The organism is Burkholderia sp. 22313 (assembly GCF_052045245.1).
GTDB lineage: Bacteria > Pseudomonadota > Gammaproteobacteria > Burkholderiales > Burkholderiaceae > Burkholderia.
The window spans coordinates 1-26,242 of record NZ_JBQEON010000051.1; the positions used below are offsets into that span (position 1 = coordinate 1).

Annotated in this window: 19 protein-coding genes and 1 pseudogene; 4 read left to right on the top strand and 16 right to left on the bottom strand. The window is 67.7% G+C overall.

Annotated features, from left to right (window positions below; translation table 11 throughout):
• Together ACTJKF_RS29130 and ACTJKF_RS29135 are read right to left on the bottom strand one after the other, a co-directional pair.
• Positions 1-818: PLP-dependent aminotransferase family protein (locus ACTJKF_RS29130; RefSeq protein ID WP_440628358.1), on the bottom strand; the 818-nt coding region annotated here is incomplete at its 3' end.
• Between the two features lie 477 nt (positions 819-1,295).
• The gene (locus ACTJKF_RS29135) at positions 1,296-2,708 is read right to left on the bottom strand and encodes a PLP-dependent aminotransferase family protein (RefSeq protein WP_440628359.1); all 1,413 of its coding nucleotides are present in this window, start codon (positions 2,706-2,708) and stop codon (positions 1,296-1,298) included.
• 231 nt (positions 2,709-2,939) lie between these two features.
• Between ACTJKF_RS29135 and ACTJKF_RS29140 the strand changes: the two genes are divergently transcribed.
• Together ACTJKF_RS29140 and ACTJKF_RS29145 are read left to right on the top strand one after the other, a co-directional pair.
• Positions 2,940-4,169 carry an NAD(P)/FAD-dependent oxidoreductase gene (locus tag ACTJKF_RS29140; protein WP_440628361.1) on the top strand — a complete coding sequence of 410 codons (1,230 nt, stop codon included), beginning with the start codon at positions 2,940-2,942 and terminating at the stop codon, positions 4,167-4,169.
• A 36-nt stretch (positions 4,170-4,205) separates the two neighbouring features.
• Positions 4,206-5,357: a branched-chain amino acid ABC transporter substrate-binding protein gene (locus tag ACTJKF_RS29145; RefSeq protein ID WP_440628362.1), complete on the top strand. Its 1,152-nt coding sequence runs from the start codon at positions 4,206-4,208 to the stop codon at positions 5,355-5,357.
• 31 nt (positions 5,358-5,388) lie between these two features.
• Here the strand turns inward: ACTJKF_RS29145 and ACTJKF_RS29150 are convergent, their stop codons facing one another.
• The 10 genes from ACTJKF_RS29150 to ACTJKF_RS29195 form a co-directional block, all read right to left on the bottom strand.
• Positions 5,389-6,300 (bottom strand): hypothetical protein, encoded by a 912-nt coding sequence (locus ACTJKF_RS29150; RefSeq protein ID WP_440628364.1) that lies wholly within the window; start codon positions 6,298-6,300, stop codon positions 5,389-5,391.
• Positions 6,301-6,436: 136 nt separating this feature from the next.
• Positions 6,437-8,173 carry a phage integrase family protein gene (locus ACTJKF_RS29155; protein ID WP_440628366.1) on the bottom strand — a complete coding sequence of 579 codons (1,737 nt, stop codon included), beginning with the start codon at positions 8,171-8,173 and terminating at the stop codon, positions 6,437-6,439.
• A gap of 110 nt (positions 8,174-8,283) precedes the next feature.
• On the bottom strand, positions 8,284-9,549 hold the full coding sequence (locus tag ACTJKF_RS29160) for an MFS transporter (protein WP_440628368.1): 1,266 nt from the start codon (positions 9,547-9,549) through the stop codon (positions 8,284-8,286).
• A 15-nt stretch (positions 9,550-9,564) separates the two neighbouring features.
• Positions 9,565-10,353 (bottom strand): peptidylprolyl isomerase, encoded by a 789-nt coding sequence (locus tag ACTJKF_RS29165; RefSeq protein ID WP_440628369.1) that lies wholly within the window; start codon positions 10,351-10,353, stop codon positions 9,565-9,567.
• A 9-nt stretch (positions 10,354-10,362) separates the two neighbouring features.
• The gene (narI, locus tag ACTJKF_RS29170; protein ID WP_440628370.1) at positions 10,363-11,046 is read right to left on the bottom strand and encodes a respiratory nitrate reductase subunit gamma; all 684 of its coding nucleotides are present in this window, start codon (positions 11,044-11,046) and stop codon (positions 10,363-10,365) included.
• Between the two features lie 24 nt (positions 11,047-11,070).
• Complete coding sequence (gene narJ, locus ACTJKF_RS29175) at positions 11,071-11,766, bottom strand: nitrate reductase molybdenum cofactor assembly chaperone (protein WP_440628371.1); 696 nt, start codon at positions 11,764-11,766, stop codon at positions 11,071-11,073.
• Positions 11,763-13,292, bottom strand: a complete 1,530-nt coding sequence (narH, locus tag ACTJKF_RS29180; RefSeq protein ID WP_440628373.1) for a nitrate reductase subunit beta — start codon at positions 13,290-13,292, stop codon at positions 11,763-11,765. Before narH ends, narJ begins: the two co-directional genes overlap by 4 nt.
• A complete protein-coding gene (locus tag ACTJKF_RS29185; RefSeq protein WP_440628375.1) occupies positions 13,289-17,062 on the bottom strand; it encodes a nitrate reductase subunit alpha in 3,774 nt (1,257 codons plus the stop codon). The genes narH and ACTJKF_RS29185 overlap by 4 nt, the downstream gene beginning before the upstream one ends.
• Before the next feature lie 612 nt (positions 17,063-17,674).
• Positions 17,675-17,866, bottom strand: a complete 192-nt coding sequence (locus ACTJKF_RS29190) for a DUF2964 family protein (protein WP_440628376.1) — start codon at positions 17,864-17,866, stop codon at positions 17,675-17,677.
• Positions 17,867-17,881: 15 nt separating this feature from the next.
• Positions 17,882-18,361, bottom strand: coding sequence for a universal stress protein (locus ACTJKF_RS29195; protein WP_440628377.1), 480 nt, complete (start codon positions 18,359-18,361; stop codon positions 17,882-17,884).
• A gap of 267 nt (positions 18,362-18,628) precedes the next feature.
• On the opposite strand from ACTJKF_RS29195, the gene ACTJKF_RS29200 reads away from it, so the two are divergent.
• Both ACTJKF_RS29200 and ACTJKF_RS29205 read left to right on the top strand, forming a co-directional pair.
• Positions 18,629-19,390, top strand: a complete 762-nt coding sequence (locus tag ACTJKF_RS29200) for a 2-keto-4-pentenoate hydratase (protein ID WP_440628379.1) — start codon at positions 18,629-18,631, stop codon at positions 19,388-19,390.
• Positions 19,391-19,511: 121 nt separating this feature from the next.
• A complete protein-coding gene (locus ACTJKF_RS29205) occupies positions 19,512-20,921 on the top strand; it encodes a 3-deoxy-D-arabino-heptulosonate 7-phosphate synthase (protein WP_440628381.1) in 1,410 nt (469 codons plus the stop codon).
• A gap of 245 nt (positions 20,922-21,166) precedes the next feature.
• Here ACTJKF_RS29205 and ACTJKF_RS29210 read toward each other — a convergent pair.
• From ACTJKF_RS29210 to ACTJKF_RS29225, 4 genes and pseudogenes are all read right to left on the bottom strand, one after another.
• Positions 21,167-21,721: pseudogene (locus ACTJKF_RS29210) on the bottom strand (Fic family protein); the annotation flags it as partial.
• Entirely contained in the window at positions 21,642-21,914 is a 273-nt protein-coding gene (locus ACTJKF_RS29215; protein ID WP_440628383.1) for a hypothetical protein, read from the bottom strand. The gene ACTJKF_RS29215 and the pseudogene ACTJKF_RS29210, both read right to left, overlap by 80 nt.
• A gap of 206 nt (positions 21,915-22,120) precedes the next feature.
• On the bottom strand, positions 22,121-25,642 hold the full coding sequence (locus tag ACTJKF_RS29220; RefSeq protein WP_440628384.1) for a pyruvate carboxylase: 3,522 nt from the start codon (positions 25,640-25,642) through the stop codon (positions 22,121-22,123).
• A gap of 272 nt (positions 25,643-25,914) precedes the next feature.
• Positions 25,915-26,118, bottom strand: a complete 204-nt coding sequence (locus ACTJKF_RS29225; RefSeq protein WP_440628386.1) for a hypothetical protein — start codon at positions 26,116-26,118, stop codon at positions 25,915-25,917.
• Positions 26,119-26,242 lie beyond the last annotated feature (124 nt).

Here is a 26,242-nt window from a genome sequence, read left to right on the forward strand (position 1 = left end):
AACTCAACCAGTTCGCGCTTGCGCTCGTCGGGCATCTGAAAACCGAGCGGGTTCTGGAAGTTCGGCATCACCATGCATGCAGCAATCGGCTGCGACTTCGCGATCGCCGCGAGCGCCGCGATGTCGATGCCGTATTCCGGATGCGTCGCCACTTCGATCGCCTTCATCCCCATCCGCTCGATCGCGTGCAGCATCGCGTAGAACGTCGGCGACTCCACCGCGATCGTGTCGCCCGGCTTCGCGACCGCCTGCAGGCACAGGTTCATCGCCTCCGTCGCGCCAACCGTCACGATGATCTCGTTCGGATCGACCGACATCCCGTTTTCCAGGTAGCGCCGCGCGATCTGGCGGATCAGGCGCGGATGTCCGGGCGGCAGCCCGTCGGTCACGCCCCACAGCGCCTTGTCGCGTCCGGCTGCATACGCATAGCGGTTCAGTTTCTCGAACGGGAACAGGCTCGGGTCCGGATACGGCGAGCCGAGCGGCACGGCATCGTCGGTGCCGATCGAGCGCAGCGTCGACAGCACGAGCCGGCTCACGTCGACCGACGACGAGATCGCGATCGGCTTCGACGGCCGCAGCTCGCGCACCGGCGCGTAGCCGTCGTCGTTGCGCAGGTTCACGAAGTAACCGGATTGCGGGCGGCTTTCCAGCAGCCCGCGGCTTTCGAGCAGCAGGTACGCGTGCAGCACGGTCGTGATGCTGATCCGGTGCTGCTGGCTCGCCTGCCGCACCGACGGAATGCGGTCGCCGTGCCGGTACACGCCCTGGCGGATCAGGCGTTCGATGTCGTCCGCGAGTTTTTCGTAGAGCTTCATCGCATGCTCCCCGCCGGCCTGCGCATGCGCGCCGCCAGCCCGTGCGCGTCCGATACGCGCGCGTGCTGCCCGCCGACCGGGCTATCGTGCTGCCTGATTGTTCCCTCCGGTTTTGCCTTTTCCATCGCAGTGGCTCGCTTTTGAAGATGCGCCGGGAAGCCCGAGAGATCTGGGCCTGCGGCACTGTGCACTTGATGATGGAATACTAAGAGCAGAACAGTTGGCGAGGAGTGCACACATCGGATACACCCACAAGAGTACAGTTCGGCGCAAATTTGCCGGACCGGGCAAACTGTACGTCTTACAAATGGGGGCGCCGGCCGGGGATCGGAGGGCGATGGCGGCAGATCGCGCAGCCCGCCGGCGCCGTCGAGCCTTGCCGCTGGGACCCGATGTCGCGGCGGTGTGACGACGGAGCGCTGCTGCTGCAGCGGATAGTCGATGTCGTTGCGGGGTTGCCGAGGTGAACGGTGACCGTCAGATCGACCCGAACAGCGCGCGCGGCCGGTCCTTCAACGTACCGGCCAGGATCCGCAGCCCGTTGACGAGCTCGTCGCGCGTCGCCGGGCACGCGAGGTTGATGCGCACGCCGTGCTCGATTTCCGCGCGATCGACCGCGAACGTCGACGACGGCATCACGATCACGCCGCGCGCCTTCGCGTTCGCGGCGAAATCGTCGGCGCGCCACGGCGGCGGCAACCGCAGCCACACGAACATGCACGCGGGATCGGCCTTCAGCTGACCGGCCGGCAGCAGTTCCCGCGCCAGATCGACGCGCGCGCGGATCTCCGCCAGCTGCGCGCTCATGATCCGCTCGGCGGTGCCGTTCTCGATCCACACCGTCGCGATCAGCATCGACGTCGGCGCGGGCATCCACGCGGTGGTGCGCACCGCTTCCGCGCACAGCGCGACGCTGTCGCGCGGGCAGCTCAGATAACCGAGACGCAAGCCCGGCGCGAGGATCTTCGACGTCGCGCCGATATGGAACGTGAGCTCGGGGCACATCCCCGCGATCGCCGGCAGCCGGTCGCGCACGAGCGGCCCGTATACGTCGTCCTCGATGATCGTCACGTGATGGCGGCGCGCGACGTCGACGAGCGCCATGCGGCGCGCAAGGCTCATCGTCGTCACCGTCGGGTTCTGCAGGTTCGGCACGACGAAGATCGCCTTGACGGGCATGCGCTGGCAGATCCGTTCGATCTCGTCGGGCAGCAGGCCGTCATCGTCGGCCGGCGCGCTGACGATCTCGAACTGGAACACCGGCGCGAGCGCCTTCAGCCCGTAATACGTGAGCCGGTCGGTGACGATCACGCCGTCGGTGCCGATCAGGCTGTTCAGCACCGCGTAGAGCCCGTGCTGCGCGCCGCTCGTCACGACCACCTGATCGAGCGACGGCGTGAAGCCAGGCGCGGCCAGCCATTGCGCGCCCGCGGCGCGCGCCCAGTCGGGGCCTTGCGGCGGCTGATATTCCTGCAGCGACGCGAAGCGCGGATCGTCGGGCAGCGTACCGAACGTCTGCGCGAGGCTTGCCAGGAACTCGCCGGTCGCCGGCCGGTTCACCGTCAGGTCGATCACCCCGTTGCCCGCCGCGAGCGATGCACGCGCCGGCTCGATGCTCGGCATCGCGCCGCCGGTGACGAGCGACCCGCGCCGCTTGCTGCCGATCACGAGGCCGCGCAACTGCAGCTCCTTGTACGCACGCGACACGGTCGACACGTTGATGCCGAGCTCGGTCGCCAGCTGGCGCTGCGGCGGCAGACGGCTGCCCGGCGGGTACATGCCGTTGCGGATTTCCGCCTCGATCGAGCTCGAGACCTCGACATAGGTCGGCCGCTTTGCCTGCGCCGACGCGCCGTCGCCGCGCGCTCCGGAAAGTTTGTCTGCTGCCATGTCTCGCTTGCACTCACACAAAAAGCGTTTGTCTGTCGTTTTGACCTGCCCTGCGATTGTATATGACATCCCCGCCCGATCAAACGCCTGCCGAAACATCTATGGAATCAGCAGGTTGGAATCGGGTAAACGCTAGCGCCACACAATCGATTTTTGATTGCACACAAAAAATTACTGTGTGATTCTTAATCCCGTCTTTGTGTGAATCGGGTGTGTCGGAGGAGAGGCGTCATGGCGAACATCGCCATCGTGGGTGCAGGCTTCATCGGACTCGGCGCGGCCGCATGGTTGCAGCGCGACGGGCACCGCGTGACGCTGTTCGATTCGGCCGGCGTCGGCCAGGGCGCATCGTTCGGCAACGCCGCGACGTTCGCGCCGTATGGCTGCGTGCCCGTCAACGGCCCGTCCGTGTTCCGCAACATGCCGCATTTCCTGTTCGCCGCCGACAGCCCGCTGCGTATCCACTGGCCGTACCTGCTGCGCGGCGCGCCGTGGCTCGCGCGCTTCCTCGCCGCCTCGACGCCCGCGCGGCACGCGCGCAGTGCCGGCGCGCTGGCCGCGCTGCTGTCGCGCGCCGCCGACGGCTATGCGCCGCTGCTCGCCACCACACGACTCGCGGCCTTCGTGCGGCCGCGCGAATGCCTGTACCTGTACGCACGACAGGCGTCGTTCGACGCCGCGCAGCCGTCGCTGGCGCTGCGGCGCCGGCTCGGCGTGCCGTTCGACACGCTCGACGCGGACGCGATCCGCCGGCTCGAGCCCGCCCTCGCCCCGATCTTCACGCGCGGCGTGTTGTTCCACGGGAGCTGGCATTTCTCCGATCCGTGCGGGTTTCTCGGCGAACTGTTCGCGTATCTGGCAACCGGCGGCGCAACGCTCGAACACGCGCAGGTCGACCGAATCGAGCCCGTTGGCGACGGCGTGAACCTGCATGCGGGCAGCGCCGTGCGCATCTTCGATCATGTGGTGATTGCCGCCGGCGCCCGCTCGCGCGCACTCGCCGCCGCGTGCGGCGACACCGTGCCGCTCGATACCGAGCGCGGCTACCACGTGCAGTTCGCCGCGCATGAGCAGATCGTCACACGGCCGGTCGGCTGGGCCGAGCGCGGGTTCTACATGACGCCGCTCGACGAAGGATTGCGCGCGGCCGGCACCGTCGAGCTCGGCGGCTTCGACGCCGGCATGAACCGCGCGCTGATCGCGCTGCTCACGCGTTCCGCACGCGAGGCGCTGCCGTCGCTCGGCGCGCCGACGCGAAGCTGGCTCGGCTTCCGGCCGACGCTGCCGGACGGCGTCCCCGTGATCGGCCGCGCGCGGCGCAGCGCGCGCGTGATCCATGCATTCGGCCACCAGCATCTCGGCGTCACGCTCGCCGGCATCACCGGGCGGATCGTCGCCGATCTCGTCGCGCAACGCGCGCCGCCCGTTGACCTCGCACCTTACCGGGCCGCGCGCTTCTGACGCGCGCCGCCACCCTCACCCCTGCAAGGAGGCATCATGAATCGTCGTAACTGGCTGGCATGGCTGGCCGTCTGCTCGATCGGCACAGTCGCGGCGGCCGCGCAGGCCGCGGACCCGGCAACCATCAAGATCGGCTTCGCCGGCCCGCTCACGGGGCCGGTCGCGCGCGTCGGCAAGGATCTGCAATACGGCGCGCAGCTCGCGCTCGACGAGGAAAACGCGAAACATCCGACCGTCGGCGGCAAGCCCGTGCGCTTCGTGCTCGACGTGCAGGATGACCAGGCCGATCCGCGCATCGCGATCCAGGTCGCGCAGAAGCTCGTCGACGACGGCGTGGTTGGCGTGGTCGGCCACTACAACTCGGGTTGCAGCATTCCCGCGTCGGCCGTCTACAAGCAGGCGAACGTCGCGATGATCACGCCCGGCTCGACCAATCCGCAGCTGACGATGCAGGGCTTCAAGAACGTGTTCCGCACGATGGGGCATGACGGCGTCGGCGGCGTGGTCGCCGGACGCTTCGCGGTCGAGCAGTTGAAGGCGAAGCGGATCGGCATCATCGACGACCGCACCGCATTCGGCCAGGGGCTCGCGGACGCCTTCGAGAAAGGCGTGAAGGACGCGCACGGCACCATCGTCGGCCGCGAATACACGAACGACAAGGCCGTCGATTTCCGCGGCATCCTGACGACGATGAAGAGCAACAACGTCGACCTGCTGTTCTTCGGCGGCCTCGACGAACAGGGCGCGATGCTCGTCAAGCAGATGCGCTCGCTCGGCATCCGCGCGCAGCTGTTCGGGGCCGGCGCACTGAAAAGCAATGCGTTCCTGAAGATCGCCGGCAGCGCGGGCGAAGGCACGCAGGATCTCGAGCCGGGGCCGGCGCTCGACAAGCTGCCGTCCGCGATCGCGTTCGCGCAGCGCTACAAGGCGCGCTTCAACCAGGACGTCGAGCTGTACGCGCCGTTCGCGTACGACGCGGCGCTCGCGATGATCGCGGCGATCCACAAGGCCGACTCGGTCGACCGCGGCAAGATCGTCGCGAGCTTGGCCGGCGTGTCGGTCACGGGCGTGACCGGAAAGATCTCGTTCGACGCGCGCGGCGACCTGATCAAGCCGCCCTACACGCTGTTCCGCGTCGAACAGGGACAGTGGCACAGCATTCGCACGGTCGGCGGCGCGTCGAACTGATCGACGCCGGGCAGCGCAGCAGCGGACGGCCTCACCGCGCCGTCTGCTGCCGCTGCACCTCTTGCGTTTTCATCTGCAGATACGCGCCCCGCTCGACTTCGTGCAGTTGCTGCGGATACTGCTCGGTCGCATCGAACCAGCGCGCGAGGCGCTGGCCGAGCGGCTTGTCGAGCGTCGCGAGATACGTGTCGATCGCGAGGTAGTAGCGCATCGTGTTGCGCTCCAGCAAGCCGCGCACGCCGCCGATGTATTGCGGCTGCGCGGCCGATGCGCCGCTGGCGAGCGTGAACCCGACCTTGTCGCTGCCGATCGTCGCGAGGTAGGTCTTCATCGCCATGCGGCCGACCGTGCCGAAGCCGTACGAATAGGTGAGATGCAGGAACGTGCGCGACGCGCCCACCGGCACCGCCTCCAGCGCGATCCGGTAATCCTTCGTGCCCATCGGGCCGCTGTCGGCGCTCAGGTCGACCTGGAAGTAATCGGGCGTCGCGGCGGCCACGCGATAGCGGAACTGCACGCGATAGGTATCCGACAGCTTCTGCTCGATCTTGCGGCCGAGGTTCACGTCGAGCACCGGGCCGTTGCTGCCGGTCGATGCGTGACAGTACTTCGTGTTCAAGTGCAGGATCAGCACCGCGCACCAGTTCGCGGGCCCCTGCGCGGGATCGTTGAGCTTGCCGTTCACGACGGCGAACGGATAGTCGACGACCGCGTAGATATCGCCCTTCAGCGATGACGATGCCTCGGACGATTCGAGGTACAGCGGGCGATGGAACGGGTTGTTCTTCAACTGCTCCCCGAGGCTGTGATAGCGGTCGAGCAGCGCCGCCGCGCCGTCCGCGCCGAACGACAGCGCGCTCCAGCCGAGGCACAGCGCCGCGACGAGCACGTGCCATGCGCGGCGCGCGTATCGCGATGCTTGCGGGTGTGCGGATGTCGTCATGCGTGTGCTCCAGCGGGGGGCGCGGGGGTTGCGCGCCGGTTCCGTTACCGAATAAACCGTCTGACCGTCGGCGGCGCCCTGTCGTTCCGGTCGAGCCGCCCGCGAGCGCACACGCGCCAGGTTCCACGCGTGAGGCTCATTTGTCAGCCGAAAACGCACTCGACATCTGCCGCGCCCGCTTCACGTCATCGCCATGCAGATAAATCGACGTCGTCGAAATCGACGCATGCCGCAGGTTGTCGCGCACCGTCGTCAACTCCGCGCCGCGTGCGAGCGCATGCGTCGCATGCGTGTGACGCATCCAGTGCGGGCTCGCCTGCCGCAGCTTCTGCGCGAGCGCCGGGTTGCCGTCGTCGACGAGCGCGGCCGTCTGCGCGAAGAAGCGCTGCATCACCTTCCACAGCCGCACGCTCGTGATCCCGGCCGTTCCATCCTCCGCGAGGCGCGGAATCAGCGGCGTATCCGGCCGCCAGCGCACCGGCGTGACCGGCAGCCGCCGCGCGACCAGATGCCGATCGAGCGCCGTGCGCGCGAGCGGCGGCAGCGCGACGCGCGCGGCCTTGCCGCCCTTGCCGATCACCTTCAGCCACGCGTCGCCGTGCGCGTCCGTGTGGATGTCGCCGAGCGTCGCGCCGACCAGTTCGCTCGCGCGCAGTCCGGTGGCATAACCGAAATCGAGAATGAAGCGCAGCCGCTGCGCGGCCGCCAGCGTCCAGCCGGCTTGCGGCGCGCCGGGCGACTTGTCGTTCCGGAATTCGAGCCCATCCGCGATCGTGCGCACGAGCAGCCATTCGCCTTCGGTGAACGCATGCGACGTGTCCAGGGCATTCGCGCCGCGCGTGTCGCGCACCTTGACGCCCGCGAACGGATTCGCGAGCAGGTAGCGCTGCTCGATCAGCCAGCGGAACAGCGCGCCGAGCACCGACAGCGTATAAGCCGCCGAACGCGCGGACAGCCCGCCCGAAAACGGCCGCCAGTCCGGCGCGCCGCGCGGCCGCACCGGGCCGACCCAGCGTTCGTGCGGCGCCGGGTTGCGCAGGAACGCGCGATACGCAACCGCATCCTCGGTGGTCAGCGACGACAGCGCGCGCCCGCGCTCGACGATCGCCCACAGGATCAGCCGCTCGGCCTCCTTCCGGTACGCACGCCGCGTCGCGGCCGATTCGTGCAGCGACAGCCATGCATGCACGGCCGCGTAATCGTTGTCCGCATCGAGCGTGCTCGTCGCGCGCGGCGCGCGGAACGTGCCGGCCGAGCCGTCGACTTCGTGCGGCAGCTTCAACTGTTCCCACGGCACGATGCCGCTGCGCGGCGTCGCCGCGATCAGCGCGCGCGCCCGCTCGGTCAGTTCGGGATGCGTGGCAAAGAACGCCTCGATAAGCCGTGCGCTCGCGATGCCGAGCCCCGCGATCGCGCGCCACCACTGACGCCGGCGCGGAATCCGCACGGTCAGGTCGGCGAGCGTCGCGATCCCGTGCGCACGCAGCGCGGCGACCGCACGCGCCGGCAGCCACTGACCGACGTCGTCGCTGATCTGCGGCACCGGCGGCCGCGCATGGCGCAGCACGCCGATCGCGTCGGTCGCCGCTTTCGCGATCTGCAGGCGTTCGCTGTCGGCATGACCGAGCTGCTCCGCGAGATCGGGGCGAGCGGCCTGACGCGCGACACGCACGAGGCGACGGCGAATCCCGCCGATCACGCCGCGCGCCGAGCGCCCTTCTCCGAGCCGCTCGGGCAGGTAGCGCGCGACGGCCTGGCGCACGGTCATGCCCGCGTACCACGCACGCAGCGCGGCCAGTTCGTCGGCGTCGGGAAAGCCTGCGGGCGCAGGCATGGAATCGGAGGAAGGCGGTGAGGCGAGGCGCGGTGTCATGGGCGCCAGTTTGACAGAACTGCGCGCGCCGGAAAACGGGGCCGGCCGCCGGACAACACCGGCGCGACGCCGGACGCTGCCGACATCGCGCCCCCGTCGAGCATGAACGGTCAGCCCGCCACCGGCGTGCGCCGCACCTCGGACAGGTAGATGAGGATCAGCGACACCCACACGATCCCGTACAGGAACATGAAGCAGGTCGTGCGCACCTGCAGCAGGTCGAGCAGCACGCCGAACAGGATCGGCAGCAGGAAGCCGCCGAGGCCGCCCGCCAGCCCGACGATGCCCGTGACGACGCCCATGTTGTCCGCGAAATCGTCGGCGACGTACTTGAAGGTCGACGCCATCCCGAGCGCGAACACCGCGCCGAGCACGAAGGTCAGCGCAACGAAGCCGGCCACCGGCATCGCCAGGCTCAGCGACGCGGTGCCGTCGATCGTGTGGATCACGAAATCGGTGGCCGGATACGACAGCAGGAACAGCGCGATCCACGCGACCCACAGCCCCCACCACGTGACCGCATGCGCACCGAAGCGGTCGGACAGCGCGCCGCCAAGCGCGCGCAGCACGGAGCCCGGCAGCGAGAAGCCGGCCGCGAACGCGGACGCCATCACGAGCGACATCCCGTATTCGCTCTTCAGGTACTGCGGGATCCACAGCGACAGCGCGGTGAAGCCGCCGAACGTGATCGAGTAGTACTGGCACAGCCGCCACACGCGCGGGTCGCGCAGCACCTTGAACGAATCGAGCCACGAGCCGCCGTGCTTGCCCGCGCCCGGATCGGGCGCCGACGCGACCCAGAAGATCACGGCCGTGACCAGCAGCGCGATCGCGTAGACGCGCGGCACGAAGCGCCAGCCGTAGGCGTCGAGCAGCAGCGGCGTGACGAACAGGTTGACCGCCGCGCCGACGGTGCCCGCGCCGAACACGCCCATCGCGAGCCCGCGCCGCTTCGGCGGGAAGAAGCGCGCGACATACGGCGTGCCGACCGCGAACGATGCGCCGACACAACCGAGGAACAACCCGATCACGAGAAACTGCCAGAGCTGCGTCGCGTAGCTGACGATATAGACGGGAATCGCGCACACGACGAGCAGTATCGTCATCACGATCCGGCCGCCGAAGCGGTCGGTCCACGTGCCGAGCGGCAAGCGCATCAGCGCGCCGGTCAGCACGGGCGTCGACGTGAGCAGCCCGAATTCGGTGCTGTTCAGGCCGAGATCGGTGCGCAACTGCACGCCGAGCACGCCGAACATCATCCACACGACGAAACACACCATGAACGCAAGCGTGCTCGCGGCCAGCACCGACCACGCGCGCAGCGGAATGGCCTGCGCATCCGCGGCCACGCCGGCGTTACCTTGTTGAATTGCCATACGCAAAACCCCGTTTCATTGGACCAGCGGCCCGTTCGCGCCGTCGAAGGTCACGCCCTCGACGCGCGCGCCGCCCGCGAGGATCGCCACGTACTGCCGCATCGCCCGCTGCCGCACGCGTTCCGACAGGTACGCGGCAATCTGGCCGGCGGCTTCGTCGAACGGCACCGCGTCGCCCGGCACGCGGCGCTCGATGCGCACGATGTGGAAGCCGAAGCGCGTATTGACGAGCTTCGGCAGCACGCCGAGCCCGTCGGTATCGAACAGCGCGGCCTCGAACTCCGGCACGGTATCGCCGCGCAAGAGCTGCCCGAGGCTGCCGCCGACTTCCGCCGACGGGCAGTTCGACGACGCGCGCGCCACCGCTTCGAACGTATCGGGCGCGGCCACCACGCCGGCGAGCGCGGCCTCCGCGCGCTGCCGCAGCGGCGCGAGCGGCACGCGCTCCGTCATCGCGAACAGCACGTGGCTCGCATAGACGATGTCGTTGCGGCGAAAGCGCGCCGGATGCTGCGCGTAGTAGCGCTCGCAATCCGCGCGATCGGGTTCGGGCACGTGCGTGAGCTCGCGCTCGAGCAGCGTATCGACCGCGGCGTCGTCGAGCGGTGCGCCGTCGTCGATCAACCCGAGCGACACCGCGCGCTGCCGCAGCAGCTCGCGCACCGCGAGCGCATGCCGTGCCGCGTCGAGCGGATCGGGCGCCTCGCCGTGATGCTCGGCCTCCGCCGCGATGGCCGCATCGTCGATTGCAATGCCGTTGATCGTCAGCGGCGCCGTCGCGACTTCGGAAAGAACGTCGTTCATGCGGCCTCCTCAGCGCTTGCGCACGAGCTGGTACGGCCGGATCAGGTACGCGACCGATGCGATGCCGCTCCAGATGTGCACCATCCGCGTGAACGGCGACACGAGGAAGATCGTGAAGCCGAGCAGGATATGCAGCCGGTACGTGAGCGGCACGCCGACGAGCAGGCTCGCGATGTCCGGCCGGAACGTGACGACGCCCTTCACGTAGTCGGTGAGCTGCTCGAACATCGCGCCGTCCATGTGGCGCGTCGACAGCACGACGGTGCCGAGCCCGAGCGCGAGCTGCACCCACAGCATCAGCACGATCAGGATGTCCGACTTGCGGCTGTTGCTGCGGATGCGCGGGTCGCCGAGGCGGCGCCAGATCAGGATCGTCAGCCCGATGATCGCGGCGACGCCGGCGGCCCCCCCGGCCACCATCGCGACGAGCTGGTGCCCGGACGCCGACAGGAACGGCGACACGAGCCAGTGCGGCGCGAGGAAGCCGCCGAAGTGCCCGAGCACGACGACGAGCACGCCCCAGTGGAACAGGTTGCTGCCGAGCCGCAGCATGCCGTGGCGCAACAGCTGCGACGAATCGCTTTTCCACGTGTATTGCTCGCGATCGAAGCGGATCAGGCTGCCGACCAGCAGCACCGCGAGACAGATGTACGGGTAGATCCCGAACAGGAACTGATGCAAGTAAGCGTTCATGTGTTTCCCCAGTTGGGCCCGCGCTTACGCGCCGCGGGCCGGCCGCTTGTCGTGGAACCGCACCGTCTGCTCGGCCGGCGTCGCCGCGCCGACGAAGCGCACGGCTTCGTCCGCATACGACGCGTCGAGCGCGCGGTAGTCGTCGGCACTCGGCCGCTCGGCGGCCACGTCGTCGTCCGCCGCATCCGGCGCGTCGACCGGCGCGAGGCCGGCCATCGGCAACAGCGCGCCGACGACGAAGCTGTAATGGCTGCCGCGCTGCGCGAGCTGGCCGGCCAGCGCGCGCAGGATGTCGCCGGTTTCGGCCAGCAGCTTGCGCGCGTCCGGCGCCGGCAGCCGCGACAGGTATTCGAGGAACACCGGCAGGTAATCCGGCAACTCGCCCGCATTCAGCGTCAGCCCATGCTGCTCGTACATCTGCAGCAGGTCGACCATCGCCTGACCGCGATCGCGCGATTCGCCGTGCACGTGCTCGAACAGGTGCAGCGACGTCGCGCGGCCGCGATCGAACAGCGCGACGTAGTTCTCCTGCAACGTCAGCAGATCACGCTCGCGCACGTAGGCGAAGAACCGGTCGAGCCCCGCGCGCACCGTCTTCGGCACGCGCGCGCGTTCGCGCAGGTGTGCCTCGATCGAGTCGAGCACGTCGACGAGCGCGTCGCCCGGATAGTCGAGCAGCAGCGCGAATGCCGCATAGGTCGGATCGGGTGCGGTGCTCATCGGGACGCCTCGTGGATCGGGATGGTTTTCGAACCCTTCTTCGGGCTGAACAGGCTGCCCTCCGAACGGCCGTCGGAACAGCCGTTGCCGAACGAGAAGCCGCACGACGCGCGCAGGTCGTACGCGTTCTCCGCATACTCGCGGTGCGTCGTCGGGATCACGAAACGATCCTCGTAGTTCGCGATCGCGAGATAGCGGTACATCTCCTCGACCTGCGCGAGCGACAGCCCGACCTGGTCGAGCACGCCGCGCGCATCGATACCGTCGACGTGACGCGCGCGCATGAACGCACGCATCGCGAGCAGCCGTTCGAGCGCGAGCTTCACCGGCACCTCGTCGCCGGCCGTCAGCAGGTTCGCCAGATAACGCAGCGGAATGCGCAGCGATTCGACGTCCGGCAGGTAGCCGTTCATCCCCAGGTCGCCGCTGTTCGCGGCCGCGTTGATCGGCGACAGCGGCGGCACGTACCAGACCATCGGCAGCGTCCGGTATTCCGGGTGCAGCGGGAACGCGATCTTCCAGTCGATCGCCATCTTGTAGGTCGGCGAACGCCGCGCGGCGTCGATCCACGCGGCCGGCACGCCGTCGCGCTCGGCCTGCGCGATCACGGCCGGGTCCTCGGGATCGAGGAACAGCGACAGCTGCGCTTCGTACAGGTCCTGCTCGTTCTCCGCGCTGGCGGCCTCGCTGATCCGGTCGGCGTCGTACAGCAGCACGCCGAGGTAGCGGATGCGGCCCACGCAGGTTTCCGAACACACGGTCGGCTGGCCGGCCTCGATGCGCGGATAGCAGAAGATGCACTTCTCGGCCTTGCCGCTCTTCCAGTTGTAGTAGATCTTCTTGTACGGGCACCCCGACACGCACATGCGCCAGCCGCGGCACTTGTCCTGGTCGATCAGCACGATGCCGTCTTCCTCGCGCTTGTAGATCGAGCCCGACGGGCACGATGCGACGCACGCCGGATTCAGGCAGTGCTCGCACAGGCGCGGCAGATACATCATGAAGGTGTTCTCGAACTGCCCGTAGATCTCCTTCTGCACGTTCTCGAAGTTATAGTCCTTCGCGCGCTTCTCGAACTCGCCGCCGAGAATTTCCTCCCAGTTCGGCCCCCACTCGATCTTCTCGAGCCGCTGGCCGCTGATCAGCGAGCGCGGCCGCGCGACCGGCATCGCGCGCGTGTTGCCCGCTTCCTGCAGATGCCCGTAGTCGAACGTGAACGGCTCGTAGTAGTCGTCGATCTCCGGCAGGTGCGGGTTCGCGAAAATCTGCGCGAGCAAGCGCCACTTGCTGCCCAGACGCGGCTCGATCCTGCCGTCCGCGCGCCGCTGCCAGCCGCCGCGCCAGCGGTCCTGGTTCTCCCAATCCTTCGGATAGCCGATGCCCGGTTTCGTCTCGACGTTGTTGAACCATGCGTATTCCATCCCTTCGCGGCTGGTCCACACGTTCTTGCAGGTCACCGAGCAGGTATGGCACCCGATGCACTTGTCGAGGTTCAGCACCATCGCGATCTGTGCACGTACTTTCATGACGTTTCTCCGGCGCGAACCGCGTATTGCGTGGTGGGGTCGACCGCCGTCTCTTCCGAGTCGAGCCAGTCGACCTTGCTCATCTTGCGCACGATCAGGAACTCGTCGCGATTCGAGCCGACCGTGCCGTAGTAATTGAAGCCGTACGACAGCTGCGCATAGCCGCCGATCATGTGGGTGGGTTTGAGCGCGATGCGCGTGACCGAGTTGTGGATGCCGCCGCGCGTGCCGGTGATCTCGGAGCCCGGCGTGTTCACGATCTTCTCCTGCGCGTGGTACATCATCACCATCCCGGACGGAATCCGCTGGCTCACCACCGCCCGCGCGCACAACGCGCCGTTCGAGTTGTAGCACTCGATCCAGTCGTTATCGACCGCGCCGATCGCCTTCGCGTCGTCCTCCGACATCCACACGATCGGGCCGCCGCGCGACAGCGTCAGCATCAGCAGGTTGTCGGTGTACGTGCTGTGGATCCCCCACTTCTGGTGCGGCGTCAGGAAGTTCAGCACGCGCTCGGGATTGCCGTTCGAGCGCTTGCCGACCATGTGTTCGTAGCTGCCCGTATCGATCGGCGGCTTGTACACGCACAGCGACTCGCCGAACGCGCGCATCCACGCGTGATCCTGGTACAGCTGCTGGCGCCCCGACAGCGTGCGCCACGGCACCAGCTCGTGCACGTTCACGTAGCCCGCGTTGTACGACACGTGCTCGGACTCGATCCCGCTCCACGTCGGCGACGAGATGATCTTGCGCGGCTGCGCCTGGATGTCGCGGAAACGGATCTTCTCGTCCTCGCGGGCGACGGCCAGGTGCGTGTGGTCGATGCCGGTGATGCCGGACAGCGCACGCCATGCCTTCACCGCGACTTCGCCGTTGGTTTCCGGCGCGAGCGCGAGAATCACTTCGGCCGCGTCGAGCGCGGTGTCGATCCGCGGGCGCCCCTGCGCGGCGCCGTCGGCGATCTTGTAGTTGAGCTCGCCGAGCAGCTTCACTTCGTGTTTCGTATCCCAGCCGATACCCTTGCCGCCATTGCCGAGCGTGTCCATCAGCGGGCCGAGCGACGTGAAGCGCGCATAGGTGTTCGGATAGTCGCGCTCGACGGCGATCACCGCCGGCATCGTGCGCCCCGGCACCGGTTCGCATTCGCCGCGCTTCCAGTCCTGCACGTCGAACGGCTGCGCGAGCTCGCCCGGCGTGTCGTGCGCGATCGGCGCGAGCACGACGTCGCGTTCGACGCCGAGATGCCCGTCGCACAGCTCGGAGAAGCGCTTCGCGATCCCCTTGAAGATCTCCCAGTCGCTCTTCGATTCCCACGCGGGATCGACCGCCGCCGACAGCGGATGGATGAACGGATGCATGTCGGACGTGTTCATGTCGTCCTTCTCGTACCACGTCGCGGTCGGCAGCACGACGTCCGAATACATGCAGGTGGTCGACATCCGGAAGTCGAGCGTGACGAGCAGGTCGAGCTTGCCGCGCGGCGCTTCGTCGTGCCACTTCACTTCCTCGGGGCGCGCGCCGCCCGTCGCACCGAGGTCCTCGCCCTGCACGCCGTTGGTCGTGCCGAGCAGATGCTTCAGGAAATACTCGTGGCCCTTGCCCGACGAGCCGAGCAGGTTCGAGCGCCACACGAACAGGTTGCGCGGGAAGTTGTCCGGCGCGTCCGGATCCTCGCACGCCATCCGCAGCGTGCCGGCCTTCAGTTGCCGCGCGACGTCGGCGCCCGCCCGCGCGGGGTCGCCGAGGGTCGCGCCGACCTTCAGCGGATTCACCGAGAGCTGCGGCGCGGACGGCAGCCAGCCCATCCGTTCCGCGCGCACGTTGTAGTCGATCGGCGAACCGTGGAATTGCGTCTTGTCCGCGAGCGGCGACAGCAACGCGCCCGGATCCATCGTGTCGTAGCGCCACTGGTCGGTGTGCGCGTAGAAGAACGACGTCGCGTTCATGTGACGCGGCGGCCGGTTCCAGTCGAGCGCGAACGCGAGCGCGGTCCAGCCCGTCTGCGGGCGCAGCTTCTCCTGACCCACGTAGTGCGACCAGCCGCCGCCCGGCTTGCCCACGCAGCCGCACATGATCAGCATGTTGATGATCGCGCGGTACGACATGTCCATGTGGAACCAGTGGTTGATCCCCGCGCCGATGATCACCATCGACTTGCCCTGCGTCTTGTGCGCGTTCTCCGCGAACTGCCGCGCGACCGAGATCACGTCCGCGCGCTTCACGCCGGTGATCGCTTCCTGCCAGGCCGGCGTGTACGGGAGATCGTCGTCGTAGCTCGCGGCCACGTCGCGGCCGCCCAGCCCCTGGTCGAGCCCGTAGTTCGCGATGAACAGGTCGTAGACGGTCGCGACCAGCATCTCGCCGTTGCGCGTCGCGATGCGCCGCACGCCGATCCGGCGCGACAGCTCGGACGCGTGGCCGGTCGAGTTGAAGTGCGCGTGCGGCTGGTTGCCGAAGTACGGGAACAGCACGTCGACCACGTCGTCATGCTCGGCCGTGCAGGACAGCCGCGGCGACAGCGCCGCGCCCTTCGACGTCTCGTCGCGCAGGTTCCACTTGCCCTTGTCGGCTTCCGCCTGTTGCCCCCAGCGGAAGCCGATCGAGCCGACCGGCACGACGAACTCGCCGGTCGCGTCGTCGATCGCCACGGTCTTCCAGTCGGGATGCGCGGCCTCGTCGAGCGCGTCGTCGAAGTCGGATGCGCGCACGAGACGCTCGGGCACGTAGCCGTCGCCATGCGGCACGAGGCGCACGAGCGACGGCAGGTCCGTATAGCGCTTGCAGTAGTCGATGAAGTAGTCGCTCTTCCCGGCGAGGTGGAACTCCTTGAGGATCACGTGCCCCATCGCGAGCGCGAGTGCCGCGTCGGTGCCCTGCTTCGGGTGCAGCCACAGATCGCCGAACTTCGCACCTTCCGAGTAGTCGGGGAACACCGACACGACCTTGGTGCCGCGATAGCGCGCCTCGACGAGAAAGTGCGCGTCCGGCGTGCGGGTCTGCGGGACATTGGAGCCCCACATCATGATGAACGTCGAGTTGTACCAGTCGGCCGATTCCGGCACGTCGGTCTGCTCGCCCCAGGTTTGCGGCGACGCGGGCGGCAGGTCGCAATACCAGTCGTAGAAACTCAGGCATACGCCGCCGATCAGCGACAGGTAGCGGGAACCTGCCGCATACGACACCATCGACATCGCCGGAATCGGCGAGAAGCCCACCACGCGGTCGGGGCCGTGCCGTTTCACCGTATGCACGTTTGCGGCCGCAACGATCTCGTTGACCTCGTCCCAGCTCGCGCGCACGAAGCCGCCAAGCCCGCGCCGGCTCTGGTACGAACGCAGCGCTGCGTCGTCCTCGACGATCGAGCGCCACGCGTCGACCGGTGCGAGCGTGCGGCGGCGTTCGCGCCACAGCTTCACCAGCGCGCTGCGCACCATCGGATGCTTGAGGCGGTTCGCGCTGTACAGATACCAGGAATACGAAGCGCCGCGCGAGCAACCGCGCGGTTCGTGATTCGGCATGTCGGGGCGCGTGCGCGGGTAATCGGTCTGCTGGGTTTCCCAGGTGACGATCCCGCCTTTCACGTAGACCTTCCACGAGCACGAGCCCGTGCAGTTCACCCCGTGGGTCGAACGGACGATCTTGTCGTGCTGCCAGCGCAGCCGATAGCCGTCTTCCCATTTGCGGTCTTCGTCGGTGACAGCGCCATGGCCGTCGGAGAATTTTGGCCTCGTGGTGGAGAAATAACGCAATCTATCCAGGAAATGGCTCATGGGGATCTCGTTTTTCCGGTCTTTTGGCAGACCCTGATTATTTAAGGAGGTGAAATACCGGTTGTAAAGGACGATCGGATTTTTGATCAGTCCGGCTTCTTCGGCCTTTTCGCCCGGGTCAAATGAATTGTCTTGCGAATCGACGTATCACGGCTTGATACAAATCACGGTATCGTTCATCCGCGTGTCACGCCAGCAAATAGGGATCGATCCGACGGCCCGGCCGGCCATGGGCTTGCGGCGGCCGAGCCGCGCCTGCCCGCCCGTTTACCCGTGGATTCGCCGGCACCCATCCGCACCGAATCGCATTGAATGAACGGCGATCGCCCGCCGGGAATCGCCGGCCCGCAGCCGGCCGTTTACACAAGAATGCGCAACGAATTCGACGATTTACCGGCCGTCGGTCAATCGCACCTTTACATATAAGCGTCGCACCTTTATGACATCGCGCGGTTTCACCGTTCGATGCGTGCGTCAACAGAAAAAAGGCAATGCGGACCGGAAACGGCCGCGCGAAAGCGCCGAGTCGAGCGCGGGAAAAACCGGGCAACCGGTCGCGACATGGCAGCGGCAAGCGCCGGCCTTGCGGAAAGGCCGCGGGAGCGCCGCGCGTTACCCGTCGCCCTTCGGCCCCAGGTTGAGCATCACGACGAAGGCGGCCACGCCGACGATCAACGCGATCGCGCCGCCGTGCAGCGCCATCGTTTCGTCGAACAGCAGGCCGGTCACGACGGCCATCATCCCGGCGAGCGACACGAACACGGCGATCGCCGCGACGACGATCCGGTATTCACGACGTACCATTGCGCGCCCGCCGCGTCAGGCCGCCGCGGCGGCAGCCGGCACGTCGGCATCGTCGCCGCGCATCAGCAGCACCGGGCAGCTCGACCCGCGCAGAAAACGCTCGGCGACGCTGCCGAGCAGCACGCGCCGGATCCCCCGCCGCCCGTGCGTGCCGACCACCGCGAGATCGATATCGCGCTCCTTCACGTAGCGCTGCAGCCGTTCCGCGACGTCCTCGCCGATGCTTTCGGTCTCGACGAGTTCGGCCTCGCCCTTCGCCCCGGCCAGCGCGATGATCTGTTCGGCTTCGCGCAGCACCTTGCGCCCGTCGTCGCGGATTTCCTCGACGAGCGCGTGCGGGTCGAAACGGCCCGCATAGGTGAACAACACCGACTTGTCGACCACGTACACGGCGCTGACGTGCGCGTCGCCCGCCAGCGCCACCTTCACGGCCTCGGCAAGCGCCTGTTTCGACGAAGCGCTGCCGTCGACGGCCACCATGATCTTCTCGTACATGCGAACCTCGCTGAGGTGAGTTGCCGCGCGCGGTAGCGCGCGCGGCCATGTCACCATCATCGGCGGATGGCAGGCCCGGGGGTTGACGGCGATCAAGATCCGCCGGACACCGGCCGCGCGGCAAAGCGCCGCGCGACGCAGGCGGAGCGTCGGGCTCGCCGCGACGACGCGCGATCGAGCGCCCCGCATGCCGAAAGCGCTATCATCGACGGTACGACCTTCGTCCGGCCCTTTTTTGCCGGCTCACTTTCAACTCGCTCAACCGACATGACAACGACACCCGAACGCGTGGACGGCGCCGCCCAGCATCTCGTCGCCGCCCGCCATGCCGGCGTGCCCGGCCCGCTGCTGCCTGATGCGTTGCGCCCCGAGAACGTCGAGACCGCGCTGGCGATCCAGCACCGCGTCGCCGACCTGCTCGGCGAAACCATCGGCGGATGGAAATGCGCGCTGCCGCCGCCCGACCGCGTGATCGTCGCGCCGATCTTCGCGTCGACGATCCGCGAAGCCGATGCGCCCTACCGTGTCGTCGGCGGCCCGATCGTGCGGATCGAGCCGGAAATCGCGTTCGTGCTCGATCGCGACCTGCCCGCACGCGCGCAGCCGTACGACGAGAACGAGGTGCGCGGTGCGATCCGCGAAGTGCGCATCGTGCTCGAGGTGCTGGGTTGCCGCTACGCGGAGCCCGCGCGCGCATCGAAGTTCGAACTGCTCGCCGACGGCCAGTTCAACCAGGGGCTGTGCGTGGGGCCTGTCGTGCCCGACGGCCTGAACGTGCCGCTCGACACGCTCGCGCTGTCGTTCGAGGGTGCGCTGAATCGCACGATCGACGGCCGCCATCCGGACGGCGATCCGCTCAAGCCGCTCGTGTGGCTGGTGAATTTCCTCGCCTCGCGCGGCGACGGCGCGCGCGCCGGCCAGATCGTGACGACCGGTTCGTATGCGGGCGCGATCGACGTGCCGCTCGGCGATGCGCTGACGGTCGGCTTCGGCGAACTCGGCCGTCTTTCGGTGACGCTGACGGCCTGACGGTCAGCGGCAACCGACGCGGTCACGTCGTACCTGCGCGCCGCGCGAACGGCGGCGTCGCGTGATACCGTTGCACCTCGCCCGTCACGCGCGCAACCCGCGTTCACTCTCGTCATTCGCCATGCCGCCGACCCTGTTGCCCGCCCTGCTGGACGAAGTCCTGCGCACCGTCGATCGCCGCTACCGGCTGCCGCCGCTCGTGCATGCGGCGTCGCTGGCCGACACCGCGAACCCGGCCACCGTCATCGCGATCGTGATCGAGGAAGCGCGCCGGATGCAGGTCGACGGCCAGCCGCCCGACCCGGCGTTGCAACGGCGCTTCGTCGCCGCGCTCGCGCGGATGATCGGCGACGCGCTCGACACGCAATCCGGCGACCCCGCGTTCCAGGCCGCGGTGCTTCGGCATCGCGCGGCGACGGTGCGCGAATACGCGTCGCTCGCCGCGCATGCCGAGCAGGATCGGCGCACGCTGCGCTCGGCCGTCAACACGATCGCGCATCCGGCGCGGCGCGAACGCCACGCGCAGGCGTGGCAACGCGAACCGCTCGCGCGGCTGCATGCGGCCGCGGCCGGTGCGTCGTGGGACGATCTCGATGCGACGCTGCGGCACCTGCTCGCGCAACCGGAGATGGCCACCGACACGGCGTTCGAACAGGACATCGCCAAACTGAAGGACAGCCCCGCGCTCGCCCGTCTGCAGCGTCTCGATGCACTGTCGCAGGACCCGGACGTCCGGCAGTACCGCACGCTGTGGGGGCGCCAGGGGCCGCTCGAAGGCAGCGCGCTCGCCGCCGCGCAGGGCATCACGTCGCAGCAGCGGGGCGCGGCCGTCGAGGCGCTGGCCGCGCAGGCGCTCGACGCATTGGCCGCACAACTCGATGCGTGCGATGCGCTTCGCACCTATCGGGTCGTCACGTCGATGCGTGTGCCCGCCTCGATACCGGCCAAGCACGATCGCGCGAAAACCGAGTGGGATGCGGTGCTGCTCGAACGCGCGCGCGGCGACGAGCCGTCGGCCGCGTGGCATGTCCGGTTTCTCGTCGAGGCGAAGGCGTCCGCGGATGCCGCGACGACCGACTTGCCGCGCCTGCTGCGCGGCCTGAGCCTGCTCGCGCAAGCCGATCCGGACACCGTCTATGCGTTCGACACGCGCGAAGGCGCGGTACGCCTGCACGGCGCGTCGCTGCGCGCGCTGACAACCGACGCCGCGGCGTTGCAACGCGAGGTGCTGTACTGCTGCGATGCCTCGGCCGACCCGGCGCCGCGCCTGTTGGGTGCCGCGAGCCGCATGCAGCTGCTGTCGGCGCCGGCGAGCCTCGAATACGCGAGCGCGCTGGTGCAGCGCAAGCAAGCCGATCCGCACGGGCTGGAGGTCGTCTGGCAAGCGCTGCTCGAACTGCCGTCATGGCACGCGGTGCTGCATCAATACGAATCGCTGCGGCAAGTGCGGGCGTTGATGGTCGGTGTCGACGATCTGATGGCCGCGATCGAAGGCGAGGTTGGCGACGACAGTGCGGCGAACGAGGCGTGATGCGTGCAGCGCGAACCGGACGAGCACGCGCGATGCCGCCGCCACACCCGTTCGTCGATGAAACGGCACAGCGCCGCCGCTCCCCTTCCGCCTGACGCACAGGATAACGAAGCAAATGCAGCGAAGTTTCCCGGCAGGCAGGCCAGCATGCGCGATCCGGGTGAGCGCCCCGTCACCGCGCGCCGATCTTCCGCGCCATCACCTCGTGTAACGTCTCTTGCGGCTCGAGCACGGCCACGGTCAGCCTAGTGCGTGGACCGTAGCCCCAGCACGTCGAGATACACGACAAGCGATCGCTGCACTGACGCCGCGACCAGAGACGTGATCTCGCTGTAGTCGCCGCTCACGCACGCAACATCCAGTGCGTCGTAATACGCAAGCCGATCTTCCTTGCGAATGATCGCGGGCGGATAGCCCACCTTCATCAATTCAAAGTTCAGCAGCAACCGTCCCGTCTGCCCGTTGCCATCGACGAACGGATGAATCTTCACGAACCGCGTGTGCAGTTCCGCCGCCCGCTCGACCGGATGCAGTGCCCCGGCCTGGCCGTACCAGTCGATCAGGCCGGCCATTTCAGCCGGGAGGTGCATGAAATCCGGCGGGGTTGTGCTCGCGCCCGCGATCACCACGTTCTCCTGCCGGTACCGACCAGCCTGCTCCGTGTCGATGCTCTTCAGGACGAGCGAGTGGAGATTGCGGATCTGCCATTCGGTGAGCGCCTCATGCTTCGCGACGATCTCTTCGACATACAGGATCGCGTCCCGGTGATTCGTCGCCTCGAAATGTTCGCGGTTCCTTTTGATCCTCGATCAAACGCACGATGGCCGCACGGGCGAGAGCCGGCAAGGCCCGATGATCCTTCGACGTATCGGGCATGCGATAGGTTTTCATGGCCCGTGGACTGATACCACTCGCGATTGCGAGTGCGTCCCAGGTCACGCCAAGCCGATCCTTGGCGTCACGTAAAAACTCCTGTTGGGTCGGATCCGGCATGGCTCTCACATGTGATACGCGCTGCGTACCATGATAGCGCGGCACCCGTTGCCCGGTATATCGGCCGAGAAACGGCTGGACCGACTCCGGATCACACCCACCGCGATCGAGCGACACACCAGACGGTTCGGCCGCCCTCCGGGCGGGCGGTGTGACGGTTGCGATCCTTGACACCGGTCAGCACGCCCGCCCGATCACGGCACCCCTCATTGCGTCGGGTCTTTCAACTCGATCAGCAGATCCTTCGCCGCAACCCGCTCACCGGGCTTCACATGCACGGCCGCGATCTCGCAGTCGCGCTCCGCGGCGATGTGGGTTTCCATCTTCATCGCCTCGAGCGCGATCAGCGTCGTGCCGGCTGCCACGCGCTGCCCCGGCTGCACCGCCACCGTGACCACCGAGCCCGGCATCGGCGCCGCGATGTGCAGCGGGTTGGCCGGATCGGCGCGCTGCAGGCCATGCCGCACCTTGCCCGCCTGCGCGATCGTCTTCTGCTCGACGAGCGCCGAACGCGACTGGCCGTTCAGTTCGAACAGCACCTTCACGATGCCGTCCTGCGCATCGGCGTGCTGCCCCTGCAGCGCCACGAGCAGCGTCTTGCCCGGCTCGATGTCGATCGCCACTTCCTCCTGCGGCTGCAATCCGTACAGGAACGCCGGCGTCGGCACGACCGACGTGTCGCTGTACGCGCGAACGTGCGCGTAGTAGTCGACCGTCTGCTTCGGATACATCAGGTACGACGCCAGCTGTCGGTCGTCGAGCGGCTGCTCGCACGCGGCCTCGGCCTGCGCGCGCACGGCGTCGAGATCGACCGGCGGAATCTGGTCGCCGGGACGATACGGCGCCGGCGGCTCGCTCTTGAGCACCTTGCGCGACAGGTCCGCCGGGAAGCCATCGGGCGGGAAGCCCAGTTCGCCCTTGAACAGCGACACGACCGACTCGGGGAACGCGATGTCCTTGGCCGGGTTGCGCACGTCGTCCACGGCGAGATCGTTCGCGACCATCATCAGCGCCATGTCGCCGACCACCTTCGACGTCGGCGTGACCTTCACGATGTCGCCGAACAGGCGGTTCACGTCCGCATACGCACGCGACACCTCGGTCCAGCGATGATCGATGCCGAGCGCGCGCGCCTGCTCGCGCAGGTTCGTGTACTGGCCGCCGGGCATCTCGTGACGATAGACGTCGGCCGTGCCCGCGCGGATCTCCGATTCGAACGGCGCGTAATAGCGACGCACGCCTTCCCAGTACATCGATGCTTCGTGCAGGCGATCGGCATTGAGCCCGGGATCGCGTTCGCCCCCGGCCAACGCGGCCGCGATGCTCGACAGGTTCGGCTGCGACGTGAGGCCGCTCATCGCATCGAGCGCGCCGTCCACCGCGTCGCAGCCCGCGTCGACAGCGGCCAGCACGGATGCCGCGGCGATGCCGCTCGTATCGTGCGTATGGAAATGCACGGGCAACCCGGTTTCTTCCTTGAGCGCCTTCACGAGCGTCGCGACCGCCTGCGGGCGGCAGATGCCGGCCATGTCCTTGATGCCGAGCACGTGCACGCCGGCCCGCTGCAGTTCGCGCGCGATGCCGACGTAGTACTTGAGGTCGTACTTCGCGCGCGACGTGTCGAACAGGTCGCCGGTGTAGCAGATCGCGCCTTCGCACAGCATCCCGCTCTCGCCCACCGCATCGATCGCCACGCGCATGTTGCGCACCCAGTTCAGCGAGTCGAACACGCGGAACACGTCGACGCCCGCGCTCGCGGCCTGTTGCACGAAAAAGCGCACGACGTTGTCCGCGTAGTTCGTGTAGCCGACCGCGTTCGAACCGCGCAACAGCATCTGGAACAGGATGTTCGGCACGCGTTCGCGCAGCAGCGCGAGGCGCTCCCACGGGTCTTCCTTCAGGAAGCGCAACGCGACGTCGAAGGTCGCGCCGCCCCAGCATTCGAGCGAGAACAGTTGCGACAGCTCGCGCGCGTAGAACGGCGCGATCGGCAGCATGTCGGCCGTGCGCATGCGCGTCGCGAACAGCGACTGGTGCGCATCGCGCATCGTCGTGTCGGTGAGCAGCACCTGCTTCTGGTCGAGCATCCAGCGCGCGAATTTCTCCGGGCCCAGCTCACGCAGGCGATCGCGTGTGCCGGCCGGGATCGCCGTCGTCGTATCGATCTTCGGCAACACCGGCTTCTGTAGCGGCAGCGCCGGCAGCGTGCGGCCATTCATCTCGGCGTTGCCGTTCACATTCAGCTCGCCGAGATAGCGCAACAGCTTCGTCGCGCGGTCGCCGCGCTTCGCGAAGGCGAGCAGCTCCGGCGTCCTGTCGATGAAGCGCGTCGTGACGTCGCCCGCGATGAAGGCCGGGTGGTTGATCACGTTCTCGAGGAACTGCAGGTTCGACGTGACGCCGCGAATCCGGAACTCGCGCAGCGCGCGATCCATCCGGTGAATCGATTCGGCCGCCGTCGGCGCCCACGTCGTCACCTTCACGAGCAGCGAATCGTAGTACGGCGTGATCACCGCGCCGCCATAGGCGGTGCCCGCGTCAAGACGCACGCCGAAGCCCGCCGCGCTGCGGTATGCGGTGAGGCGCCCGTAGTCGGGCAGGAAGTCGTTCTCCGGATCCTCGGTCGTGATCCGGCATTGCAGCGCGTTGCCGTTCAGCGGAATCGCCTGCTGTTCCGGCACACCGGCCGCGCGCGCGACAAGCGCGCCGCCGCCATCCGTCGCATCCTCGGCCAGGCCGATCCGCCCGCCTTCGGTGATGCGGATCTGCGCCTTCACGATGTCGATCCCGGTAATCATCTCGGTCACGGTGTGCTCGACCTGGATGCGCGGGTTCACCTCGATGAAGTAGAACTGGCCGCTGTCGGCATCCATCAGGAATTCGACGGTGCCCGCGTGCGTGTAGCCCACGGCACGCATCAGGCGCAGCGCCGCTTCGCACAGCGCGTGACGGCCGTCGTGATCGAGGTACGGCGCCGGTGCGCGCTCGACCACCTTCTGGTTGCGCCGCTGCACCGTGCAGTCGCGCTCGTACAGATGCACGACCGTGCCGTGCAGATCGCCGAGCACCTGCACCTCGACGTGCCGCGCATTGCGCACGAGCTTCTCGACGTACACCTCGTCGTTGCCGAACGCGGCCAGCGCCTCACGGCGCGCGACGGGCAGCAGCGTTTCGAGGTCCTGAGCGCTTTCCAGCACGCGCATCCCGCGTCCGCCGCCGCCCCAGCTCGCCTTCAGCATCAGCGGATAGCCGACTTCCGCGGCCAGCACCTTGCAGGCGGCGAGATCGTCCGGCAGCGGCGCGGTCGCGGGCATCACCGGCACACCGGCCGCGATCGCCGCGTTGCGCGCGGCCACCTTGTTGCCGAGCGTACGCATCACGTCGGGCGACGGGCCGATCCAGCGAATGCCGGCGTCGATCACGGCCTGCGCGAAATCGGGGTTCTCGGACAGGAAACCGTAGCCGGGATGAATCGCATCGACCTTTGCCTGCCGCGCGACGCGCAGGATGTCGTCAATGTCGAGGTAGGCGGCGAGCGGCTTCTTGTCTTCGCCGATCAGGTAGCTTTCGTCCGCCTTGAAGCGATGCAGCGCGAGGCGGTCTTCCTTCGAATACACCGCCACCGTACGCATGTTCAGTTCGGCGGCGGCACGCATCACGCGAATCGAGATTTCCGAGCGGTTCGCGATCAGGATGGACTGGATGGGAGTGGGCGTCACGGCAGCCATGGATAGTGAAGAATTGAAGTAAGCCCGCCGACGCGCCATCCTCCACCCGCTTGCTTCGCTGGGCGGCGTGCGGATCGTCGCGTCGGCCATGCGCGGTTGCATCGTCCCGGCTTGCGCCAGCCGACATGTTCGTCATATCGCCCAACTGCCGCTATAACCGTCGCGACAACGAATGGTATTCAGCCGACCAACCGGGAACAAGGAACCGGTTTGCAGGCCGGTCGCCCGTCAAAGCACCGCGAACCCGTGCCACGCCCGGGCTCGCGACAGGATCAGTCGCGGTGATCGAAAAGCGGGGCGTGATCCATCCAGTCGTAGCCTGTCGTTGCTTTCGCCCAGGCCCAGTTCGTGTCGCGGCGTCGTGCGCCGGACCATCCGGGCGTCACCGCGGATGGATCCGCGTTCGTCAGGCGCGCCTGCACAACGCGACGCGCATCGTCGTCAGATACCGTGTTTCGTTTGCCGTAGTCAGTCATTGCATCACCTTACGATTGAAAAGCGGGCGTCCCTCGCACTGTCGGGGTCGTTTTCCTTTATCCGGAAAGAGCCGTCTGACGAGAGGACATCAAGCATGTCGCTCTGGTAACGCAAAAAGCAGGC

Coding starts and splice junctions, on each gene's coding strand:
- ACTJKF_RS29195 (WP_440628377.1), bottom strand. CDS start 18,361: ATGTACGAGAAGATCATGGTGGCCGTCGACGGCAGCGCTTCGTCGAAA.
- ACTJKF_RS29165 (WP_440628369.1), bottom strand. CDS start 10,353: ATGAACGACGTTCTTTCCGAAGTCGCGACGGCGCCGCTGACGATCAAC.
- ACTJKF_RS29185 (WP_440628375.1), bottom strand. CDS start 17,062: ATGAGCCATTTCCTGGATAGATTGCGTTATTTCTCCACCACGAGGCCA.
- ACTJKF_RS29135 (WP_440628359.1), bottom strand. CDS start 2,708: ATGGCAGCAGACAAACTTTCCGGAGCGCGCGGCGACGGCGCGTCGGCG.
- ACTJKF_RS29140 (WP_440628361.1), top strand. CDS start 2,940: ATGGCGAACATCGCCATCGTGGGTGCAGGCTTCATCGGACTCGGCGCG.
- ACTJKF_RS29205 (WP_440628381.1), top strand. CDS start 19,512: ATGCCGCCGACCCTGTTGCCCGCCCTGCTGGACGAAGTCCTGCGCACC.
- ACTJKF_RS29150 (WP_440628364.1), bottom strand. CDS start 6,300: ATGACGACATCCGCACACCCGCAAGCATCGCGATACGCGCGCCGCGCA.
- narJ (WP_440628371.1), bottom strand. CDS start 11,766: ATGAGCACCGCACCCGATCCGACCTATGCGGCATTCGCGCTGCTGCTC.
- ACTJKF_RS29225 (WP_440628386.1), bottom strand. CDS start 26,118: ATGACTGACTACGGCAAACGAAACACGGTATCTGACGACGATGCGCGT.
- ACTJKF_RS29200 (WP_440628379.1), top strand. CDS start 18,629: ATGACAACGACACCCGAACGCGTGGACGGCGCCGCCCAGCATCTCGTC.
- narH (WP_440628373.1), bottom strand. CDS start 13,292: ATGAAAGTACGTGCACAGATCGCGATGGTGCTGAACCTCGACAAGTGC.
- narI (WP_440628370.1), bottom strand. CDS start 11,046: ATGAACGCTTACTTGCATCAGTTCCTGTTCGGGATCTACCCGTACATC.
- ACTJKF_RS29215 (WP_440628383.1), bottom strand. CDS start 21,914: ATGCCGGATCCGACCCAACAGGAGTTTTTACGTGACGCCAAGGATCGG.
- ACTJKF_RS29220 (WP_440628384.1), bottom strand. CDS start 25,642: ATGGCTGCCGTGACGCCCACTCCCATCCAGTCCATCCTGATCGCGAAC.
- ACTJKF_RS29160 (WP_440628368.1), bottom strand. CDS start 9,549: ATGGCAATTCAACAAGGTAACGCCGGCGTGGCCGCGGATGCGCAGGCC.
- ACTJKF_RS29145 (WP_440628362.1), top strand. CDS start 4,206: ATGAATCGTCGTAACTGGCTGGCATGGCTGGCCGTCTGCTCGATCGGC.
- ACTJKF_RS29190 (WP_440628376.1), bottom strand. CDS start 17,866: ATGGTACGTCGTGAATACCGGATCGTCGTCGCGGCGATCGCCGTGTTC.
- ACTJKF_RS29155 (WP_440628366.1), bottom strand. CDS start 8,173: ATGACACCGCGCCTCGCCTCACCGCCTTCCTCCGATTCCATGCCTGCG.